This window comes from Streptomyces sp. NPDC019443 (assembly GCF_044389785.1).
In the GTDB taxonomy this organism is placed as follows: Bacteria; Actinomycetota; Actinomycetes; order Streptomycetales; family Streptomycetaceae; genus Streptomyces.
Genome location: NZ_JBIRYJ010000012.1, coordinates 80210 through 97218, shown reverse-complemented (window position 1 = coordinate 97218; position 17009 = coordinate 80210). Strand labels below are relative to the sequence as shown.

Annotated in this window: 14 protein-coding genes; 4 read left to right on the top strand and 10 right to left on the bottom strand. The window is 71.0% G+C overall.

Annotated elements, in window-relative coordinates; all coding sequences use genetic code 11:
* Positions 1 to 50: 50 nt before the first annotated feature.
* From ACH492_RS29855 to ACH492_RS29840, 4 genes are all read right to left on the bottom strand, one after another.
* On the bottom strand, positions 51 to 1883 hold the full coding sequence (locus ACH492_RS29855) for an ATP-binding cassette domain-containing protein (protein ID WP_398990966.1): 1833 nt from the start codon (positions 1881 to 1883) through the stop codon (positions 51 to 53).
* Between the two features lie 215 nt (positions 1884 to 2098).
* Complete coding sequence (locus ACH492_RS29850; RefSeq protein ID WP_307660680.1) at positions 2099 to 2863, bottom strand: NUDIX domain-containing protein; 765 nt, start codon at positions 2861 to 2863, stop codon at positions 2099 to 2101.
* Between the two features lie 97 nt (positions 2864 to 2960).
* Positions 2961 to 4880, bottom strand: coding sequence for a glycogen debranching N-terminal domain-containing protein (locus ACH492_RS29845; protein WP_398991094.1), 1920 nt, complete (start codon positions 4878 to 4880; stop codon positions 2961 to 2963).
* Positions 4881 to 5109: 229 nt separating this feature from the next.
* A complete protein-coding gene (locus tag ACH492_RS29840) occupies positions 5110 to 6420 on the bottom strand; it encodes a DUF4192 domain-containing protein (RefSeq protein WP_398990964.1) in 1311 nt (436 codons plus the stop codon).
* Positions 6421 to 6530: 110 nt separating this feature from the next.
* Between ACH492_RS29840 and ACH492_RS29835 the strand changes: the two genes are divergently transcribed.
* Positions 6531 to 8711: a RecQ family ATP-dependent DNA helicase gene (locus ACH492_RS29835; RefSeq protein WP_398990962.1), complete on the top strand. Its 2181-nt coding sequence runs from the start codon at positions 6531 to 6533 to the stop codon at positions 8709 to 8711.
* A gap of 228 nt (positions 8712 to 8939) precedes the next feature.
* A complete protein-coding gene (locus ACH492_RS29830; protein WP_398990960.1) occupies positions 8940 to 9569 on the top strand; it encodes a hypothetical protein in 630 nt (209 codons plus the stop codon).
* A gap of 64 nt (positions 9570 to 9633) precedes the next feature.
* Here ACH492_RS29830 and ACH492_RS29825 read toward each other — a convergent pair whose 3' ends face one another.
* From ACH492_RS29825 to ACH492_RS29815, 3 genes are all read right to left on the bottom strand, one after another.
* A complete protein-coding gene (locus ACH492_RS29825) occupies positions 9634 to 10254 on the bottom strand; it encodes a hypothetical protein (protein ID WP_398990958.1) in 621 nt (206 codons plus the stop codon).
* Between the two features lie 82 nt (positions 10255 to 10336).
* Positions 10337 to 11038, bottom strand: coding sequence for a ribonuclease HII (locus ACH492_RS29820; protein WP_398990956.1), 702 nt, complete (start codon positions 11036 to 11038; stop codon positions 10337 to 10339).
* A 94-nt stretch (positions 11039 to 11132) separates the two neighbouring features.
* A complete protein-coding gene (locus tag ACH492_RS29815) occupies positions 11133 to 11759 on the bottom strand; it encodes a TetR/AcrR family transcriptional regulator (protein ID WP_398990954.1) in 627 nt (208 codons plus the stop codon).
* Between the two features lie 121 nt (positions 11760 to 11880).
* Between ACH492_RS29815 and ACH492_RS29810 the strand changes: the two genes are divergently transcribed.
* On the top strand, positions 11881 to 13434 hold the full coding sequence (locus ACH492_RS29810) for an MFS transporter (RefSeq protein ID WP_398991092.1): 1554 nt from the start codon (positions 11881 to 11883) through the stop codon (positions 13432 to 13434).
* A gap of 210 nt (positions 13435 to 13644) precedes the next feature.
* Here the strand turns inward: ACH492_RS29810 and ACH492_RS29805 are convergent, their stop codons facing one another.
* The 3 genes from ACH492_RS29805 to ACH492_RS29795 all read right to left on the bottom strand — a co-directional run bounded on the left by ACH492_RS29805 (position 13645) and on the right by ACH492_RS29795 (position 16058).
* Positions 13645 to 14553 (bottom strand): ADP-ribosylglycohydrolase family protein, encoded by a 909-nt coding sequence (locus ACH492_RS29805; RefSeq protein ID WP_398990952.1) that lies wholly within the window; start codon positions 14551 to 14553, stop codon positions 13645 to 13647.
* A gap of 12 nt (positions 14554 to 14565) precedes the next feature.
* Positions 14566 to 15225, bottom strand: a complete 660-nt coding sequence (locus ACH492_RS29800; RefSeq protein WP_398990950.1) for a histidine phosphatase family protein — start codon at positions 15223 to 15225, stop codon at positions 14566 to 14568.
* A gap of 227 nt (positions 15226 to 15452) precedes the next feature.
* Positions 15453 to 16058 carry a YdbC family protein gene (locus tag ACH492_RS29795; protein ID WP_307660690.1) on the bottom strand — a complete coding sequence of 202 codons (606 nt, stop codon included), beginning with the start codon at positions 16056 to 16058 and terminating at the stop codon, positions 15453 to 15455.
* A gap of 246 nt (positions 16059 to 16304) precedes the next feature.
* On the opposite strand from ACH492_RS29795, the gene ACH492_RS29790 reads away from it, so the two are divergent.
* Positions 16305 to 16835, top strand: coding sequence for a TerD family protein (locus ACH492_RS29790; RefSeq protein ID WP_398990948.1), 531 nt, complete (start codon positions 16305 to 16307; stop codon positions 16833 to 16835).
* Positions 16836 to 17009: the final 174 nt, after the last annotated feature.

Below are 17009 nucleotides of genomic sequence, written 5' to 3'. Positions count from 1 at the left end.
GCGTACTCAAGGGAGTTGTGAGCAGTTCGCCGAGACCCGGTCGATCATGATCACCAACGGGCGCTACGACGAAGGCCCGTGAACAGATATGCGCAGATCAGAGCCGACAACGACAACGCCAGTGCCGCGCCGACAGGTTGGGCGACGAGGCTCCCCCCGGCCGCCAGCCAGTCGTCCGTCTGCCACGGCAGCTGCACCCAGGCCAGCTCGCGCAGCCTGCCCGGGAGTCCGGCGATCGAACGGACTGGCGGAGCGGCGAGCGCCGTCTGCACGAGCGGGGCGATGACGACCGGCACGGCGAGTACGGCGGCCACTCCCGCGGCCGTGACCCGGCAGATTCCGGCGGCGAGCAGCCCCGCCCAGGCACAGCCAACCGCGAGCCCTCCCCAACTGGCGGCCAGGTCGGGCCAGTTCCGCGGGACTTGGGCCAAACCGCTTCCGTACACGAGGCGGAGGGCCTGGACGTCGGCCGCCACGGTGAGGAACGCGAGCAACAGCGCGGCCATGGCGGTCACCGCGAGCTTGGCCAGCAGGAGGCTGAGGCGGCGGGGCACGGTGCCGCGGGCGGCGGCGAGCGCGGGGTAGCGGAACTCCTCGCCGAAGGAAAGCGCCCCGAGCAGTCCGGCGCCGAAGGCCGCGGGCGGCAGCGGAAGGAACTCGGGCCAGGCGGCAAGCGCGGTCGGGAGGGGGGTGGAGCCGGCACTGGCCAGCAGGACGCACAGGGCGGCGGAGGCGACGAGCACGGCTGTCGCGACCAGGAGGGCGGTACGGACTCCGAGGAGGCGGCGTAGTTCGTACCGCAGGGGCCAGAGGGGGCTGCGTACGGGACGCGGCTGGGACCGGACCGGGGGCGGCGCTGGAGGTGGATGGGGATCGGGGTGTTGCGTGGCTCGGGGGGCGGGCGGGGCGGGGGGCTTCTCGGCGTCAGGGGCGGGGGCGAAGAGTTTCTCGGCGTCAGGGGCGGGGGCGGCGGCCGGCGCGGGCGCCGAGGCGGCGGCGGACGGCGCGGGGCCCGTGTCACCCACCTCGTCGGTGAGCCGGTGGACGAGTACGCCGTGCCGGAAGGCGGTTTCGCCGATCTCGGCGCAGCTGCTGCCGTAGACGGAGAGCAGGCTGCCACCCTCGGCGACAACCTCGACCGAGCGCCGGGCGGCACGCGCCTCGCGGGTGACAACGGCGGCAAGGCGTGCGGCGTGCGGGGTACCGACTGCCACGCGGGGGCGGAGCCTGGTGCGGGAGAAGGCGGCTGCGTCCTGGTCGGCGACGAGGCGGCCAGCGTCGAGGGTGATGACGCGGTCGGCGAGACGCGCGGCCTCCTTGGGGTCGCTGGTGGTGCACAGGACGGTGCCGCCGCGGGCGGCGTGGGTGCGCAGCAGTCCGTACAGCCAGCTGTTCTCGCGGGGCGAGAGACCCTTCGCAGGCTCGTCGAGGATGAGCGTCTGTGGGTCACCCAGCAGTGCGGAGGCGAGCCCGAGCCTGCGGTCCATGCCGAGCGAGAGCGTGCCGAGACGTCGGCCGCCGAGGCCGGTGAGACCGACGACTTCGAGCAGCTCGTCGGCGCGTGAGGCAGGCACTCCGGCCGCGGCGCAGAGCATACGGAGCTGGCCCCGGGCGGTCCGTGCCGGATGGCCGGGCACATCGCCGAGGAGCACCCCCACCTCGCGGGCTGGGTGGGCGATGCGGTGGAGGGGGTTGCCGCGGAAGTAGGTGATGCCCCGGCCCGACTCGAGTTCGAGCATCAGCCGCAGCGCCGTCGTCTTGCCGGAGCCGTCGGCTCCGGCAAGCGCCGTGACACTGCCTGGCCTGGCCTCGAAGGTGAGGTCGTCGACGGCGGGCGGGAGGTCTCGGCGGGGGGTGCTGGTCAGTCCGATGGCCTGGAGCATCGCTTCTCTCGCGGAAGGTGAGACCGCTCGGCGGCAGGGCGGGTCCCCAGCAAGATAACGCGACATTTCTGACTTTTCACGCAACGGCCAGGGCCCGGGTGTCAGCCCCTCACCGACGTCGGCCGGGAGTCCTGTCCGGACGCGGGGGGCGTGTTTCTACGGGGCTCCGGCCAGACGGCACGGCCGAGCCTCGACCGGGCTCGGGACGGCTTCGGTCAGACTTCCGGGCGCAGCATCGGCGGGTTCAACAAGGTCGCGCCGCCTGCCCGGAACAGCTGCGCGGGGCGGCCGCCCTGGCGGGTGGTCGTGCCGCCCGCAGGCACCAGGAACCCAGGGGTGCCGGTGACCTTGCGGTGGAAGTTGCGGGGGTCGAGCGCGACGCCCCACACGGCCTCGTACACCCGTCGCAGCTCGCCGACCGTGAACTCCGGTGGGCAGAACGCTGTAGCCAGGGAGGAGTACTCGATCTTGGAGCGGGCCCTTTCGACGCCGTCCGCCAGGATCCGCGCATGGTCGAAGGCGAGCGGGGCGGGCTGCTCGCCTTCGCGGCCGAACCCGTTCTCCTGGCCCAGGAGATCCTCGACAGGGGCCCACCGCGCGCTGTTCGCGTCACCGCCCGCTCGGGGCGCGGGAAGGTCGGGCGCAAGCACCAGATGGGCGACGCTGACAACTCGCATACGGGGGTCCCGTTTGGGGTCGCCGTACGTCGCCAACTGCTCGAGATGCGCACCGTTTCCCGGTGCCGGGGAGGCAGGATCGTGCGCGCACAGTCCGGTCTCCTCGGCGAGCTCGCGCGCTGCCGCCGCCGCCAGATCCTCGTCACCCCTGACGAAGCCACCGGGCAGCGCCCACCGGCCCTGGAACGGCGGCTCTCCGCGACGTACCACCAGCGCGCAGAGCGCATGACGACGCACGGTGAGCACGACCAGGTCGACGGTGACAGCAAAGGGCGGAAAGGCCGACGGGTCGTAGGGCGACATGCCGTGATCATAGTCGTCTGCCTGACGATAAACACTCCCTTCGCCACCTGCGGCAACTGTTTCTTCGCCCGCTCCCCCGCCCGCCCACCCACCGCACTCACACCCCCAGCTGAAGGCCGTCGGCGGCCTCCTCCACCATCCCCAGGCCGAGCCTACTGACGCGTACAGCGAACGGCTCTCCCGCCACCCACAGCCCGGAGATCTGTACGGCACCGAGGGGAGCGCAGCGCACCGGGTGCAGCGCGACCGTACGGCCAGGGGCATCGGGGCGAATGCCGACGAGGGTCGTCAGAAGCTGAACCCCGGCGGCCGCGGCCAGGGCCGACGGGCGACAGGCGGCCGGGTGCGGCACCGGAACGCCGTCCGCCGTGCGCTGCTCCCCCGCGTACATCTCGGGCAGCCGGTACCCAAAGGCCTTGGCTGCGTCGAGGGCCCCACGCAGCAGTGACACCGCCTCCTTCTCATACCGGGCGGCGGCCAGTCCCGCGACTGCGACGACCGTGTCGTGTACACGGACGACTCCGGCGCGGTGGCCGAACGGGTTGTGCCCCGGCTCCTTGGCCCCCAGGCTGCGCAGGCCCCAGCCGGAGTCCAGTGCAGGGCCGCCGAGGAGTCTGGCCAGCTGCCCGGTCTGCACCCTGTTCAGCAGCCCGGGGGCGTACCGACCGCCGCCGAGCAGTCCGGTGTCGAGAAGGTGCGCGGCACCACCGCCCAGGTGAGGCACCAGCCGGCCGTCGGGCAGCCGCCCCGCCGCGGGACGGCCGCCCGCTCTGTCGTCCATCCAGAAGTCCTCCCGGAAGCGGTGGCGCAGTTCGCTCGCCCACTCGCGCCAGGCGTCGGCTCCTGGACGGCCGTAGGCCTCCAGCAGGTCGGCGCCCAGCAGTGCGGCACGATGGGCATGGGCCTGGGTCTCGGCGCGCTGGACTCCCGACGGCACCGGCTCGGACAGGATGCCGTCGTCGCCCGCGGCCTGCCGCAGCCAGTGCAAACAGCGCTCCGCCACCGGCAGCAGCCCCGCCAGCTCCTGCTCGGGCAGTCCCCAGCGCCACGCCTCGGCAAGGACCACGGGGAACGCGAGGGTCGCTTCGACGCCCGTACAACTCGACGGCAGATGCGGGCCCGCATCCCTCATCGGGCCAGGGATGCGCCCGAAGTCCGGTCCCTGACCCAGAAGTTGGGTACGGGCGAACGTACGCAGGGTGGCCGAGGCAAGCCGGGTCGAGAGCGGGAGCGCCATGCGTGCGGCCCATAGCGCTTCGGCGGGTGCCGGCCCGCAACGCCATGGCACCCCGGCGGCCAGATACACATCGGCGGATCCCCCGGGGTCCCGCAGCAGCAGCGCCCTGAGGTCACCCAGGCCGGCCCTGAGCAGTGCCTGCAGCCTGGGGTCGTCCCCCTCTGCTCGCGCCTCGGGCAGGGTATGACTGCATGTCCGGCCGGACGACCGGGCCGGGCGGTCGGAGCGGACATGCAGCTCGATGGTGCGGGAGGCCCCGGGTGCGAGTTCCACCTCCCAGCGCAGCATTCCCGCGGAGGCCAGAGCGTCCTTCGGGGGCGGATCCGCGGTGACCACGACATGGGCGCCCTGACCGGCGGACCAGCGCATGCCCGAGTCATGGACGCTGGCGCGCAGTTCGGGGCCGGGCCGTCCGGCCGCGACCGCGCCCAGGCTCGCGAGGTCGGTACCGAGCGTGATCTCCACCGGGAGCCTGAGGGGTCTCTCCGCCGAGCTGCGCAGCGTGATTCGTTCCGTGCCGTCGGCGTCGCGCGAGCGCTCCACCCCGACCTTCGGATCGGGTCCGGTGTCGGCGGGCGTGCGCACCACCGCGATGAATCTGGCCCGGTGGGCGGAGACCAATCTGCCCTGCACCGCGACCGGTTCGCGCCCCGCGACCCGCAACTGGCATCGGGAGAGCAGTCGTCGACCCGAGTGGTAGACGCCTTCGAGCCCCGTCCCGGTGAGCTGGCCGTGCTCGGGGGAGATCGCCAGGCACGGCAGGGCGACGCAGATGAGCATGTTGTGCACCGGCGGAAGATCACCGGGCCGTCCGGCTCCGGGCGGCGCTGGACCGGAGCCGGAGCTCTGTCCCGTCTGCGGCAGGTGGGGCGGGCGAGGGGCGGTGATGGCCATGGGGGTTCTGCTGTGCCTTCCGTGCGCTCCGGACAGCCGCTGCGAATACGACGGCACGGGTCGTACGACTCCGCCACAACGGTGAACGGCGGCACGGGCGCCCAGGTCACGGCCGTCATCGTCCGCTCCTTGTGCCACGCTGCCCGCTGCGCCTACTCCCCCTGCTGCGATGCCTCGACACCGACTTTTCGGGACGCGTCCCGGCAGGCGACAGGCCCTTCTTCCCTGAGGACGGACGGACCTGCTGAGAACGCGGACGGCGCGGCCGCTCGCCTGCCCCGCGGGCAGCAGCGGACGCCCCCGAGCCGTGCTCCTTGCGCAGACAGCTGCGCAGAGCCTCCGGGTCAAGTCCCTCGTTGCATGCCTGGTGCAGTAGGCGGGCGAAGACATACTCGGGGTCGACGCGCAGGGCACGTCCGAGAGCCACTCTCGCGCCAGGTTCGTCGCCGGTGGACCAGGCGACCCAGCCGGCGAGCGTGAGCGGTGCGGCGGCGTGCTCGGAGTAGGGGCCGACGCAACGGCGGGACAGGGCCCGCCAGAGCCGCAGCGCGGGATCCGCGTCCGGTCCCTCCATCCATTCCGCGGCCCGGTCCCGGGTGTCCCGGTCCTGAAGGCCAAGGATCACGGCGGCGGCCTCGTCGTGAGTGAGGAGCCTGTCATCCGCGACATCCGTCTCGGCCCAGCCCCCGGACCGGGGAGTCTCCGCAATGCGTTTCATCAGTCGGCGGGCCAGCGCCACGGTCTCCGCGGCGACCTGTTGACGCCCCTCTCCGTCCAGGATCCTGGGCACCAGCGCGGCGCCCGCGGCGTCCAGTGCCTTCTCCTGGTCGGCCGCGGAGGCAGTGGCCATAGGCTCGAGCCGCGCCTCCATCTGCCGCAGGGTTCCGCGTACTTGGATCCCGGCGTATGCGGCGGCCGCGGCCATCACCGAGGTGCCGGGCAGAGCCAGGACATCGCCTTCGGGCGGACAGCAGCGCGAGTCGGGGCAGCAGTAGGACCAGAAGCGGCCGTCGGAGATGCAGAGCGCCTCGAAGACGGGCACGTCGAAGGTGCCGCAGGCGGTCCTCAGCCGTTGCGCGAGGGGGCGCAGCCGCTCCATGACCCGGTGGCTGGTCTCGCCTTCAGCCGGGTCCTGGCATAGGAAGACGACGATGCCGTCGGGGCGGGAGCCGCGGCGCTCGCTGCCTTCGATCAGGCACTCCGCGAGCTGCTGGGCCACGGGCGACCATTCGCGCGGTGAGCGCGGGATGCCGAGCCGCAGCCGCCCGCCGAAGCGGCCGCGGGCGCCGTGCAGCGCGACGAGCACAATCGAATCGTTCGGATGGAAGCCCATCATGTACGGGAGGGCGTCGGCCAGTTCGGCTGGGCCGCGCAAGGTGATCTGCTGCTCGTCGGCCGGACCGGTGGGTTCGTGGTGCTTGTTCATGGCACGACCGTCTCGCGGGGGCCCCGGCTCCGCGACCCCTGTGGATAACGTTATCCACAGGCTGGCGGTCTCGTTCGCGCAATGTCGGCGGCATCGGGTTGCATGGGGGCATGACCAACGCAGACGTCGCAGATCCCGCAGACCTCAGGGCCTCGGCCGATTCCGTACTTGCCCGCCTCGTCTCGGACACCACGGGCACCGCCCGGCTGCGCGAGGACCAGTGGCGGGCGATCGAGGCGCTCGTCGCCGACAAGCGCCGGGCGCTGGTCGTGCAGCGGACCGGCTGGGGCAAATCCGCGGTGTATTTCGTCGCGACCTCGCTGCTGCGCGAGCGCGGCAGCGGCCCGACCGTGATCGTCTCCCCTCTGCTCGCGCTCATGCGCAACCAGGTGGAGGCCGCGGCCCGGGCCGGCATCCGTGCCCGGACCATCAATTCCTCCAACACCGAGGAGTGGGACACGGTCCAGGCCGAGGTGGCCGCGGGCGAGGTGGATGTGCTGCTGGTCAGTCCCGAGCGGCTCAACAACCCCGATTTCCGTGACCAAGTGCTCCCCAAGCTGGCCGCCGCCACCGGACTGCTGGTGGTGGACGAGGCGCACTGCATCTCCGACTGGGGCCATGACTTCCGGCCGGACTACCGACGGCTGCGCACGATGCTGGCGGAGCTGCCGGCGGGAGTCCCGGTGCTCGCCACCACCGCGACGGCCAATGCCCGGGTGACCGCGGACGTCGCTGAGCAGCTGGGCACGGGAGCAGGCACGGACGCCCTGGTGCTGCGTGGCCCGCTGGATCGGGAAAGCCTCAGCCTGAGCGTGCTTCAGCTCCCCGATGCCGCGACCCGGCTGGCCTGGCTGGCCGATCACCTCGGTGAGCTGCCCGGCTCAGGGATCATCTACACCCTGACTGTCGCCGCGGCCGAGGAGGTGACCGCGTATCTCCGGCAGTGCGGCCACACTGTGTCCTCGTACACGGGCCGCACGGAGAACGCCGACCGGCAGCACGCCGAGGAAGATCTGCTGGCCAACCGTGTCAAGGCCCTGGTCGCCACGTCCGCGCTGGGCATGGGCTTCGACAAGCCCGATCTCGGATTCGTCGTGCACCTGGGCTCGCCCTCGTCCCCCATCGCCTACTACCAGCAGGTGGGCCGCGCGGGCCGTGGCGTCAAGCACGCGGAAGTCCTGTTGCTGCCGGGCCGGGAGGACGAGGCGATCTGGCAGTACTTCGTCTCGGTGGCCTTCCCGCCCGAGGAACTGGTGCGGCGCACCCTCGACGTACTGGGACAGGCGGGCAGGCCGCTCTCCCTGCCCGCGCTGGAGCCGCTGGTCGAGCTGCGGCGTACCCGGCTGGAAACCATGCTCAAGGTCCTGGACGTGGACGGTGCGGTGCGCCGGGTGAAGGGCGGCTGGACCACGACGGGGCAGCCCTGGTCGTACGACGCCGAGCGGTATGCGTGGGTCGCACGGCAGCGCGAGTCCGAGCAGGAGGCAATGCGCGACTACGCACGGTCGACAAATTGCCGGATGGAGTTTCTGCGGCGGCAGCTGGACGACGAGGAAGCCGCTCCCTGCGGGCGCTGCGACAACTGCTCGGGAGCCCGGTTCAGCGACAAGGTCTCCGGAGCGGCCCTGGATGCCGCGCGCGGGGAGCTGGGCAGGCCGGGTGTGGAGGTGGAGCCCCGCAAGATGTGGCCGACCGGGCTGGCAGCGGTAGGGGTCGCTCTCAAGGGCCGAATCCCTGAAGGGGAGCAGTCCTTCGCAGGCCGCGCGCTGGGCAGGCTGTCCGACATCGGCTGGGGCAACAGGCTCCGCCCGATGCTCGCGGCACAGGCTCCGGACGGTCCGGTTCCGGACGATGTGGTGAAGGCGGTGGTGACCGTGCTCGCCGACTGGGCCAAGGGTCCGGGCGGATGGGCGTCCGGCGCGCCGGACGCACCGCCCCGGCCGGTCGGTGTGGTCACTGTCGCCTCGCGCAGCAGGCCCCAGCTGGTCGGATCCCTCGGAGCCCGGATCGCTGAGGTCGGCCGGATGCCGCTGCTGGGCACCGTGGAGTACGCACCTGAGGCAATGGATACTCGAATCTCGCGCACCAACAGCGCGCAGCGGGTGCGTGCCCTGCATGAGGCGTTCGTCGTGCCGCCCCGGTTGGCCGAGGAACTGGTCTCGGCCGACGGACCTGTCCTGCTGGTGGACGATCTTTCGGACAGTGGCTGGACCCTCGCGGTGGCGGCGAGGTTGCTGCGCAGGTCTGGTGCGAGGGGGGTGTTTCCGCTGGTCCTCGCGACTCAGACGTGACATGAGGGGTCGCCGGCGGCGCAGCTGGGCAGGGATACGGCAGGAATATGAGCCTCATACCCGCCGATTCCCGTCGGTGCCGCCAAATTGCTCGTTGCCCCACGCTCACGCGACAGGAAGAATTGGAGTGCTCCCCGTGCGGCCCGTTCGTGGTCCGGAAGGGCCGTGCCGCGGTGCGCCCCCACTCGACCCTGCCCGCACTGTCGGCGCGTATGCGAAGGGAGGACCGTGACCTTCGGATTCGCTCCGTCCGCAGCCACTTCGCTCGCGACGTCGGCCAATTCCGCCAGCCGGCTCGCCAGGATGCTCGAGCCCGCCGAGTGGGCGGCGGCAGGTATACCGCTGCTGCGCAACCCCCGCGAGGTGGTCAGCGGATTGCACACCCGGCATCAGCCGACGCCGGCGACCGCCGTCGTCGCCGTGCTCGACCACGAGGAACGGCTTGCTGCCAGCGCGTCGTTCCCCCGGCGATCCGCGCCTGTCGACGGCTGGGAGTTCCGCAACATAGTGCTGGCTCATCTGCGCCGGGTCATCCCGCACGACCTGCGCCGCCGTACGCCCGTGCGCACCGCCGTGCTGCTCTACTGCCGCGAGGGCGACGAGCGCTGGACGGAGGAGGACGGAGCGTGGATGTGGGGACTGCGGGACGCATGCACCCTGCACGGGCTGCGCTGCGGTGCGTACATCACGCTGACGCGCGGGGGATGGCAGGTACTGGGCGACGGCCGAGGTGGCCGACGGCCCAACTCCACCTCGTTGCCGGGCGACCTCGCCGACATCACGACCGACATCGAACCGATGCCGCTGCGCAGCGCGAGTGGCGCGGCCGAAGCACTTCGGCGCACGGCGGCCCGCTGAGGGTGCCACCTTCCGGCTGCCCACGAAGGGGCAGCCGTCCGGTTAATCGCCGTACGGCGACGGCTCAGACGCCCCTGCCGAGCACGGTATTGATCCGCTTGGGATCGCCACACACGATCAGCAGCGCGGTCGCCTTCGCCAGGGCCGCGGGCAGTGCACGGGCGGCTGCGTCGTCGGCGCCTCCGTTGACCGCGACGACCACCACGGGACGGGCCAAGGCCCGGCCCGCCGCGGCGGCGTCCGCGTAGAAGACGTCGTCCTGGGCATCGTGCTGGGCCCAGTAGGCGGCCGCGCCGAAGGACAGCTCGTGCGCGGCCCACGGGTGCTGTTCACCGGTGGTGAGCACCAGGACCTCGCCCGGAGCACGGCCGGAGTCGAGCAGCAGGTCGACCGCCTCGCCGGCGGCGTCGAGCGCGCCGTCCGCCGGGGCGGGGATCAATTGGATCTGCGGCGTTGAGGGCTTTCCCGGCCGGGAGGCCTGCGGCTGCCCGGCAGAGTGGTGCGTACGCGGTGTCGGCGGCGCCGGCTTGGCGGGACCGGGACCCGGGTGTCCGGGACGCGGCGAGGCCGCGGAACGCGGACCGGGTACGGGACGGGGGGTCGGCGCGGTGCGGCCTGCGGCCGGCGTGGCGCGGGGACCCTGGGCACTCTCGTGAATCTGAGGCTCCTCGGGGATGAGAGGCATGGGTGGATGTCTATCAAATGCCGGTGAAGAGGGCATCGGCGGGTGGGTACAAAAGTGCGACTGGCCTGCTGGGAGGGCGGGTTCAGAATTCGAAGCCGAGCTGGCCCCCGCTTTCCAGTGCGGCCGCTTCCGCGGAGATGCGGACCTTCTTGAGGTGCCGCCACTGGGGCAACGCGTCAAGATAGGCCCAGGAGAGCCGGTGGTAGGGCGTGGGCCCCAGCACCCTGAGCGCCGCCTTGTGCACGGGCGAGGGGTAGCCGGCGTTGTCGTCGAAGCCGAAGTCGGCGAACTCCCCCCGAAGTTCGGCCATCATCGCGTCCCGGTGCACCTTGGCGATCACCGAGGCGGCCGCGACCGCGACGCAGGACTGATCCCCCTTGATGACCGTACGGACCTGCCAGGGGGATCCCAGGTAGTCATGCTTGCCGTCAAGGATGACCGCGTCCGGACGAATCGGAAGCGCGTCCAGCGCTCGGACTGCGGCCAGCCGCAGCGCCGCGGTCATCCCCAGTTCGTCGATCTCCTCCGGCGAGGCGTGTCCCAGGGCGTGCGCCGTGACCCACTTCTCCAGCAGCACGGCCAGTTCCGTACGGCGCTTGGGGGCGATCAGCTTGGAGTCGGTGAGCCCTTCGGGCGGTCTGCGCAGGCCGGTGACCGCCGCGCACACAGTGACCGGACCGGCCCACGCCCCGCGTCCGACCTCGTCGACACCAGCAATGATCTTGGCGCCGGTGGTGGCTCGGATCGAGCGCTCGACTGTGTGTGTGGGTGGTTCGTACGGCATGGCGCCAGCAAGGTTACGCCGCCTGACCCCGCCCGCGACACCCGGTTCCCGTCACCGGCTCCGCGTCGGCTGCCAACCGGCTCCACGCCCGCACTCAGCCGTCGCCCGGGCGGAGCAGCGGCACCATCACCTGATCGATCATGTCGGCGATGTCACCGTCGGGCCATTCGCTTCCGCACACCTTTGAGCGGTACATCATCAGGCCCGGAATCACGTCGAAGACCAGGTCGCCGGTGACGTCTGGGCGTACATCACCACGCGTGACACCACGGCGTACCACCTCACGGAGGAGCCGGTTGGACGGCTCGATGACCCCGCGCACGATCACCCCGTGGAACCGTTCGGCGGTAGCGATGTCGCACTCGTAAAGCACTGAACGCAGGGCAAAGCCGGATCTGGAGTACATCGCGTCCCGCACCCTCCGGCAGAGCTGAAAGAGGTCCTCGCGGATGCTCCCATGGTCGGCGGCCACGTCCAGTGTCGGCAGTCCGGCCTGCAGGGCGTCCGCGACAAGGTCCTCCTTCGAGGGCCACCGCCGGTAGACGGCGGCCTTCCCGGTCTGGGCTCCGGCGGCGACGCCCTCCATGGTGAGCCCACTCCAGCCGACCGTACTCAACTGCTCCAGAGCGGCGTCGAGGATCGCACGTTCCAGTACGGGTCCTCGACGGCGCAGCGAGACCGGGCGCGTCTCAGCGGCGGCAGTCCAGCGCGAATTGACCATCTTCTTCTCTCCGTTGGGGACGGGAGGTCGAGTGAACGCTTGCGTTCACTGACGGGGATTCTCTACGGTTGACGAGACAGTGAACGACTGCGTTCACTAACGCACTTGTGGGGGACCCATGGTGACAACCTCTCAGTTAACAGCTCCAAGCAAACCGGGAGCGGCCCGCAGACAAGGACGCCCCGGAATCGCCCTCGCCGTCATCGCCGCCCTGCAGCTCATGGTGGTCCTCGACACGACAATTGTGAACATCGCGCTCCCACACATCCAGGGGGCACTTGAGTTCACCACGACCCAGCTGTCATGGGTGGTCAATGCCTACACCCTCACCTTCGGCGGTCTGCTGCTTCTCGGCGGCCGGGCAGGTGACATTCTCGGCCGTCGACGGGTGTTCGTCTTCGGCGTGCTGCTCTTCACCTTCGCCTCGCTGCTGTGCGGCGTCGCGCAGGAGCCGTGGCAGATGCTCGCCGCCCGCGCCCTCCAGGGCGTCGGCGGAGCCATCGCCTCACCCACGGCGCTCGCGCTCATCACCACGACATTCCGCGAAGGGCCCGAGCGCAACCGCGCGTTCGGCATCTTCGCGGCGGTCTCGGCCAGTGGCGCGGCCATCGGCCTGCTTGCCGGCGGCATGCTCACCGAGTGGCTGAACTGGCGCTGGGTGTTCTATGTGAACCTTCCGATCGGGATCCTGATAGCCGTCCTCGCGCCGGTGTTCATCAATGAGTCCGAGCGGCACTCCGGCCGGTTCGACATCACGGGCGCGCTGACCTCGACCGCGGGCATGGCGTCCCTGGTCTACGGCTTCATCCGGGCCTCCGAGGACGGCTGGAGCGACCAGCTCACGCTGGGCGCCTTCGGGGCGGCCATCGTGCTGCTCACGGCGTTCGTACTGACCGAGCGGCGGGCGAAGGAACCGATCACTCCGCTGCGGATGTTCGCCGACCGCAACCGTTCAGGCACATATCTGATCATGATGAGCCTCGCCGCGGCGATGTTCGGCATGTTCTTCTTCATTGTCCTGTTCGTGCAGAACGTGCTGGGCTACAGCCCCATCACCTCCGGTCTCGCGTTCCTCCCAGTCACGGTGATGATCGTGGCCGCGGCCGGGATCTCCTCGAAGCTGCTGCCGGTGCTCGGGCCCAAGCCGTTCCTGGCCGCGGGCGCGGTGCTCACCGGGGGCGGCATGGCGTGGCTGACCGCGCTGGACCCGGGCAGCTCGTATCTGGGCGGGGTGCTGGGGCCGATGCTGCTCTTCGGATTCGGCATGGGTCTGGTCTTCGTGACGGCGACGCTCACGGCGGTCTCGGGCGTCGCGCAACACGAATCGGGTGCGGCCTCCAGCCTGCTCAACGCCACACAGATGGTCGGAGGTTCCCTGGGACTGTCGATTCTGATGACCGTCTTCAGCACCGCCAGCCGCGACGAGGCCGAGCGTCAACTGCCGTCGTTCCTCGCGGACTCGACGCCCGCGCAGAAGGAGATCTTCGCCAAAACGCACGAGCTGCCGCCGCCGTGGGGGCATCAGGTGCTGGCCGAAGGCATCGCGACGGCGTTCTGGGCGGGGGTGGGTCTGGTCGGCCTCGCCGTGCTGACCGCGGTCTTCGTCATCCGGGTGCGCAAGAGCGACCTGGAGGCGCTCAGCGGCTCGGCGGGCGCGGGTGGCCACGCCGGGTAGGGCTGCCGCCTGGGGCCGACGCGTGAAGCGCAGCCTTCCGGAGCCGGGGTACGGGCCGTGTATGGGGGCATGGCCCGTACCCCACCTCAGCAGTCGGAAGCCAGGCGGCTCAGTCGGCCGTACGCCTGACACGGGACCTCGCCCCTACCGGCACGCGCGCGTGCCGGTAGGGGCGAGCCGCAGGCAGGCTGCGGGACCCGCGGCAGCGGCTCAGCGGGCCTGTTCCGGCACCCAGTCCGGGAGGGCTTCGGTCTGCTCCAGCCAGGCCGCGGGGGGCTGCCCCGACTTGCCCGCAGCGACCACGCCGCAGGCAATCGCACACGTGGTGTCCACATCGCCCCCCACCTGCGCGGTCGTCCAGAACACGCGCTCGAAGTCGCCGAGCGAGCGAGCCGCGGACCACAGCGCGAACGGCACGGTGTCATGCGCACTCGTGCGCCGGCCGCTGCCCAGAACGGCGGCGACGGTCCCCGCGTCGTCGTAGTCGAGCATGTCCCGCGCCCGGCGAAGACCCGCCCCCACCGCGCTGCGCGGTACGAGCGCTACGACACCGTCGAGCAGCTCCGCGGGCCCTGGTGGCCCGGCCGGATTCGCGGCGATCGCGGCGGCGGCCGCCACGGCCATGGCCCCGACCACCGCTTCACGGTGCTGGTGCGTGGTGTACGAGGAGATCTCGGCCTGGTGGGTGGCCTGCTCCGGATCGGAGGCGTACCAGGCGCCGAGCGGCGCGATACGCATCGCCGAGCCGTTGCCCCACGAGCCCTGGCCGTTGAAAAGCTCGGCGGCCAGCTCGCGCCAGTCGCCCCCTTCCCTGACCAGCCGGAGCATCCGGTTGACGGCGGGGCCGTAGCCGCGGTCGAAGTCGTGGTGCTCGGCAAAGGACCTGGCGAGTGCGTCCTGGTCCACCCGGCCGTGGGCGGCGAGCACAGTCAGCACCGAGCAGGCCATCTCGGTGTCGTCGGTCCAGTGCCAGGGGCCAGGCGGCAGCTGCCGCCGCTTCAGCAGTGGATAGTTCGAGGGAACGAAGAACTGGGAGCCCAGGGCGTCTCCCACGGACAGTCCACGCAGGCTGTCCAGGGCGCGTTCGAAGCGCCGGTCGCGAGAGGAGTCAGCGGTCATCTTCCTGCCACTCTATCCGGTGACGCCATACGGCTCGGGGGTGCGCCAGCGCTCGAACGGCCGGTCAAGCGTGTAGCGGCCGTCCTCGCCGAGCTGCAGTATCCGGGTCTCGGCGTTGCCCGGGTTGGACAGCGACTCGAACTCGGCGACCGACCAGTGGAACCAGCGCATGCAGAACAGCCGCATGGTCAGTCCGTGCGTCACCAGGAGTACGTTCGGCGGGTGGTCCGGCGCCTCGAAGCTGCGGTACAGGCTCTCCAGGAACGCCCCGACCCGGTCGTACACGTCCGCTCCCGACTCACCCTGGGCGAAGCGGTAGAAGAAGTGGCCGTAGGCGTCCCGGTAGGCCTTCTGCAGCCGTACGTCGTCCCTGTCCTGCCAGTTCCCCCAGTCCTGCTCGCGCAGCCGCGGCTCCTCCCTGACGCGCACCAGCTCCGGATCGAGGCCGAACGCGCGGAAGGTCTCATGGGTGCGGCGATAGGGCGATACGTAGACGCTGACGCGCTCACGTCCGAAAAGCTCACGCAGCCGCACGCCCGTCTCCTCGGCCTGGGCCCAGCCGGTGCTGGTCAGCCGCAGCGCATGGTCGGGCGCGCGTTCGTACACGGTGTCATCGGCGTTTCCTTCCGACTCGCCGTGCCGGACGAGGACGATGCGTCGCGGTCGTGCCATGGCACGACAGTAGATCGGGCCGGGCTCGGCCGAGCAGCCGGGCCGAGTCCATCCGGCGTATCAGGGCGGGGCGGCGGCGCAAGCGGTCGGCGGTCGGCGGCGCAGCGGGCTCCGTGCGTCGGCGTGGCGGGCCGGCCGGTGGCACGGCGCCAGAAGCTAGCGGTAGCCGGTCGGACCGCCCGCTGCGCCGGCGGTCAGCTGCGCCTCCACTGGGTGCGCCCGTGGCTTCAGACCGTCCAGGACGGTTCGAGCTGCACCACATCACCGGCCAGCGCCGCGACATCCGCCTCGGTCTGCGCGCGCAGCAGCAGCCGCTCCACCCGCTCCCTGCGGTACTTCCCGTGCTCGGCCGCCGACTGCCACATCGACATCACCAGGAACTCGCTCCCCGGCGCCTCCCCGAACACGCCGCGCACCATCCCGGGCGACCCGGCCATCGCCGGGTTCCACACCTTTTCCTGCATCAGCGAATAGTGCTCGACCCGGTCCTCGCGCACCCTGCAGTGGGCGACCCGCACCACGTCGGCGTCCGTGAACCGCGGCTCGAACCCGGTCTTCACATCGAAGCGGTAGTCGAACAGCTTGACCTGTATGTCCTTGTACGTCCCTGACTGCCCGGACGCCAGCCGGTCGTGGGAGCGCGCCATGAACGAGTCGTAGAACGCCCGGCTCTCCCAGAAGGCGAAGACATGGGCGACATGAGGCCGCCCTTTACTCCACCCACCGCCCTGGCCCCGGAATCCCGGCTCACCCAGCAGCCCCGCCCACTTCCGCTGTCCCCGCTCGAACCCACGACGGTCCACCACTGTGCAGCGAATCCACTTGACCAGCACCGCGCCATCGTACGGCGCGGAACGTGGCCCCGGTCACGCTCCGGCAGAGTGCACTCGTACCAGCTCGGCCGAATCCCCGGCGTCCAGTTCGATCCTGGACACCGACGGCTCGAACGGCCCCAGACTGCCCAATGATCGTAATGACGGCGCGAACCGGTGATACGAACCCCGTGGTGCGGAAGAGTGAGCGTGGCAACATGGTCAACCGACGTAAAACACCCGGCAGTTACGGGGAAGGGGAATCCGGTGAGCAGTCTCAACAAGGGGATCCGGAAGGCCGAGGTGACACTCAAGTGGGATCCGAGCCCTCTGGGCGAGTCGCCCCATGACCTCGACATCGTCGCCGCGACGTACAAGGCGGACGCCCCGACCGGAGAACCGGTGTACGTCGTCCACTTCGACAGCCGGTCGCCCGACGGCACCATCATCCTGACCCGGGACAGCAAGACCGGTCAGGGCTTCGGCTCCGACGAGGTCATGACGCTGGAGTTCGACCGGCTGGCGGCCACGTACGGGCGCGTCGTCGTGGGGGTGGTCATCCAGCAGCGGGACGGGCGAAAGGTGTTCGGCGACATAGCGAACCCCCTCGTGCGGGTCCTCGAGGGACACACCGAGCTGGGGAAGAACGACTTCACCAGCGTGGCTGGAGCCACCGGCGCGGTCGTCGGCGACTTCACCAAAAGCGAGGCAGGCGCCTGGGAGTTCCGCGAGACCGTCCGCGGATTCGACGCCGATCCGCAGTCGTTCATCGCGCTGATGGGCAACAGTACTTACTGAGCACGCGTTGTATCGATACGCACGAGAGCACGAGAGAGGGGGGGGGGGCCCCCCCCCCCGCCCCCCCCCCCCCCCCCCCGGGGCGGGCCCCCCCCGCCCCCCCCCCCCCCCCCCCCCCGCGCCGCCCGGCGCGCGGCGAGAGCGAGCACCCAGAACAGGGACAAGAAAGCCAGC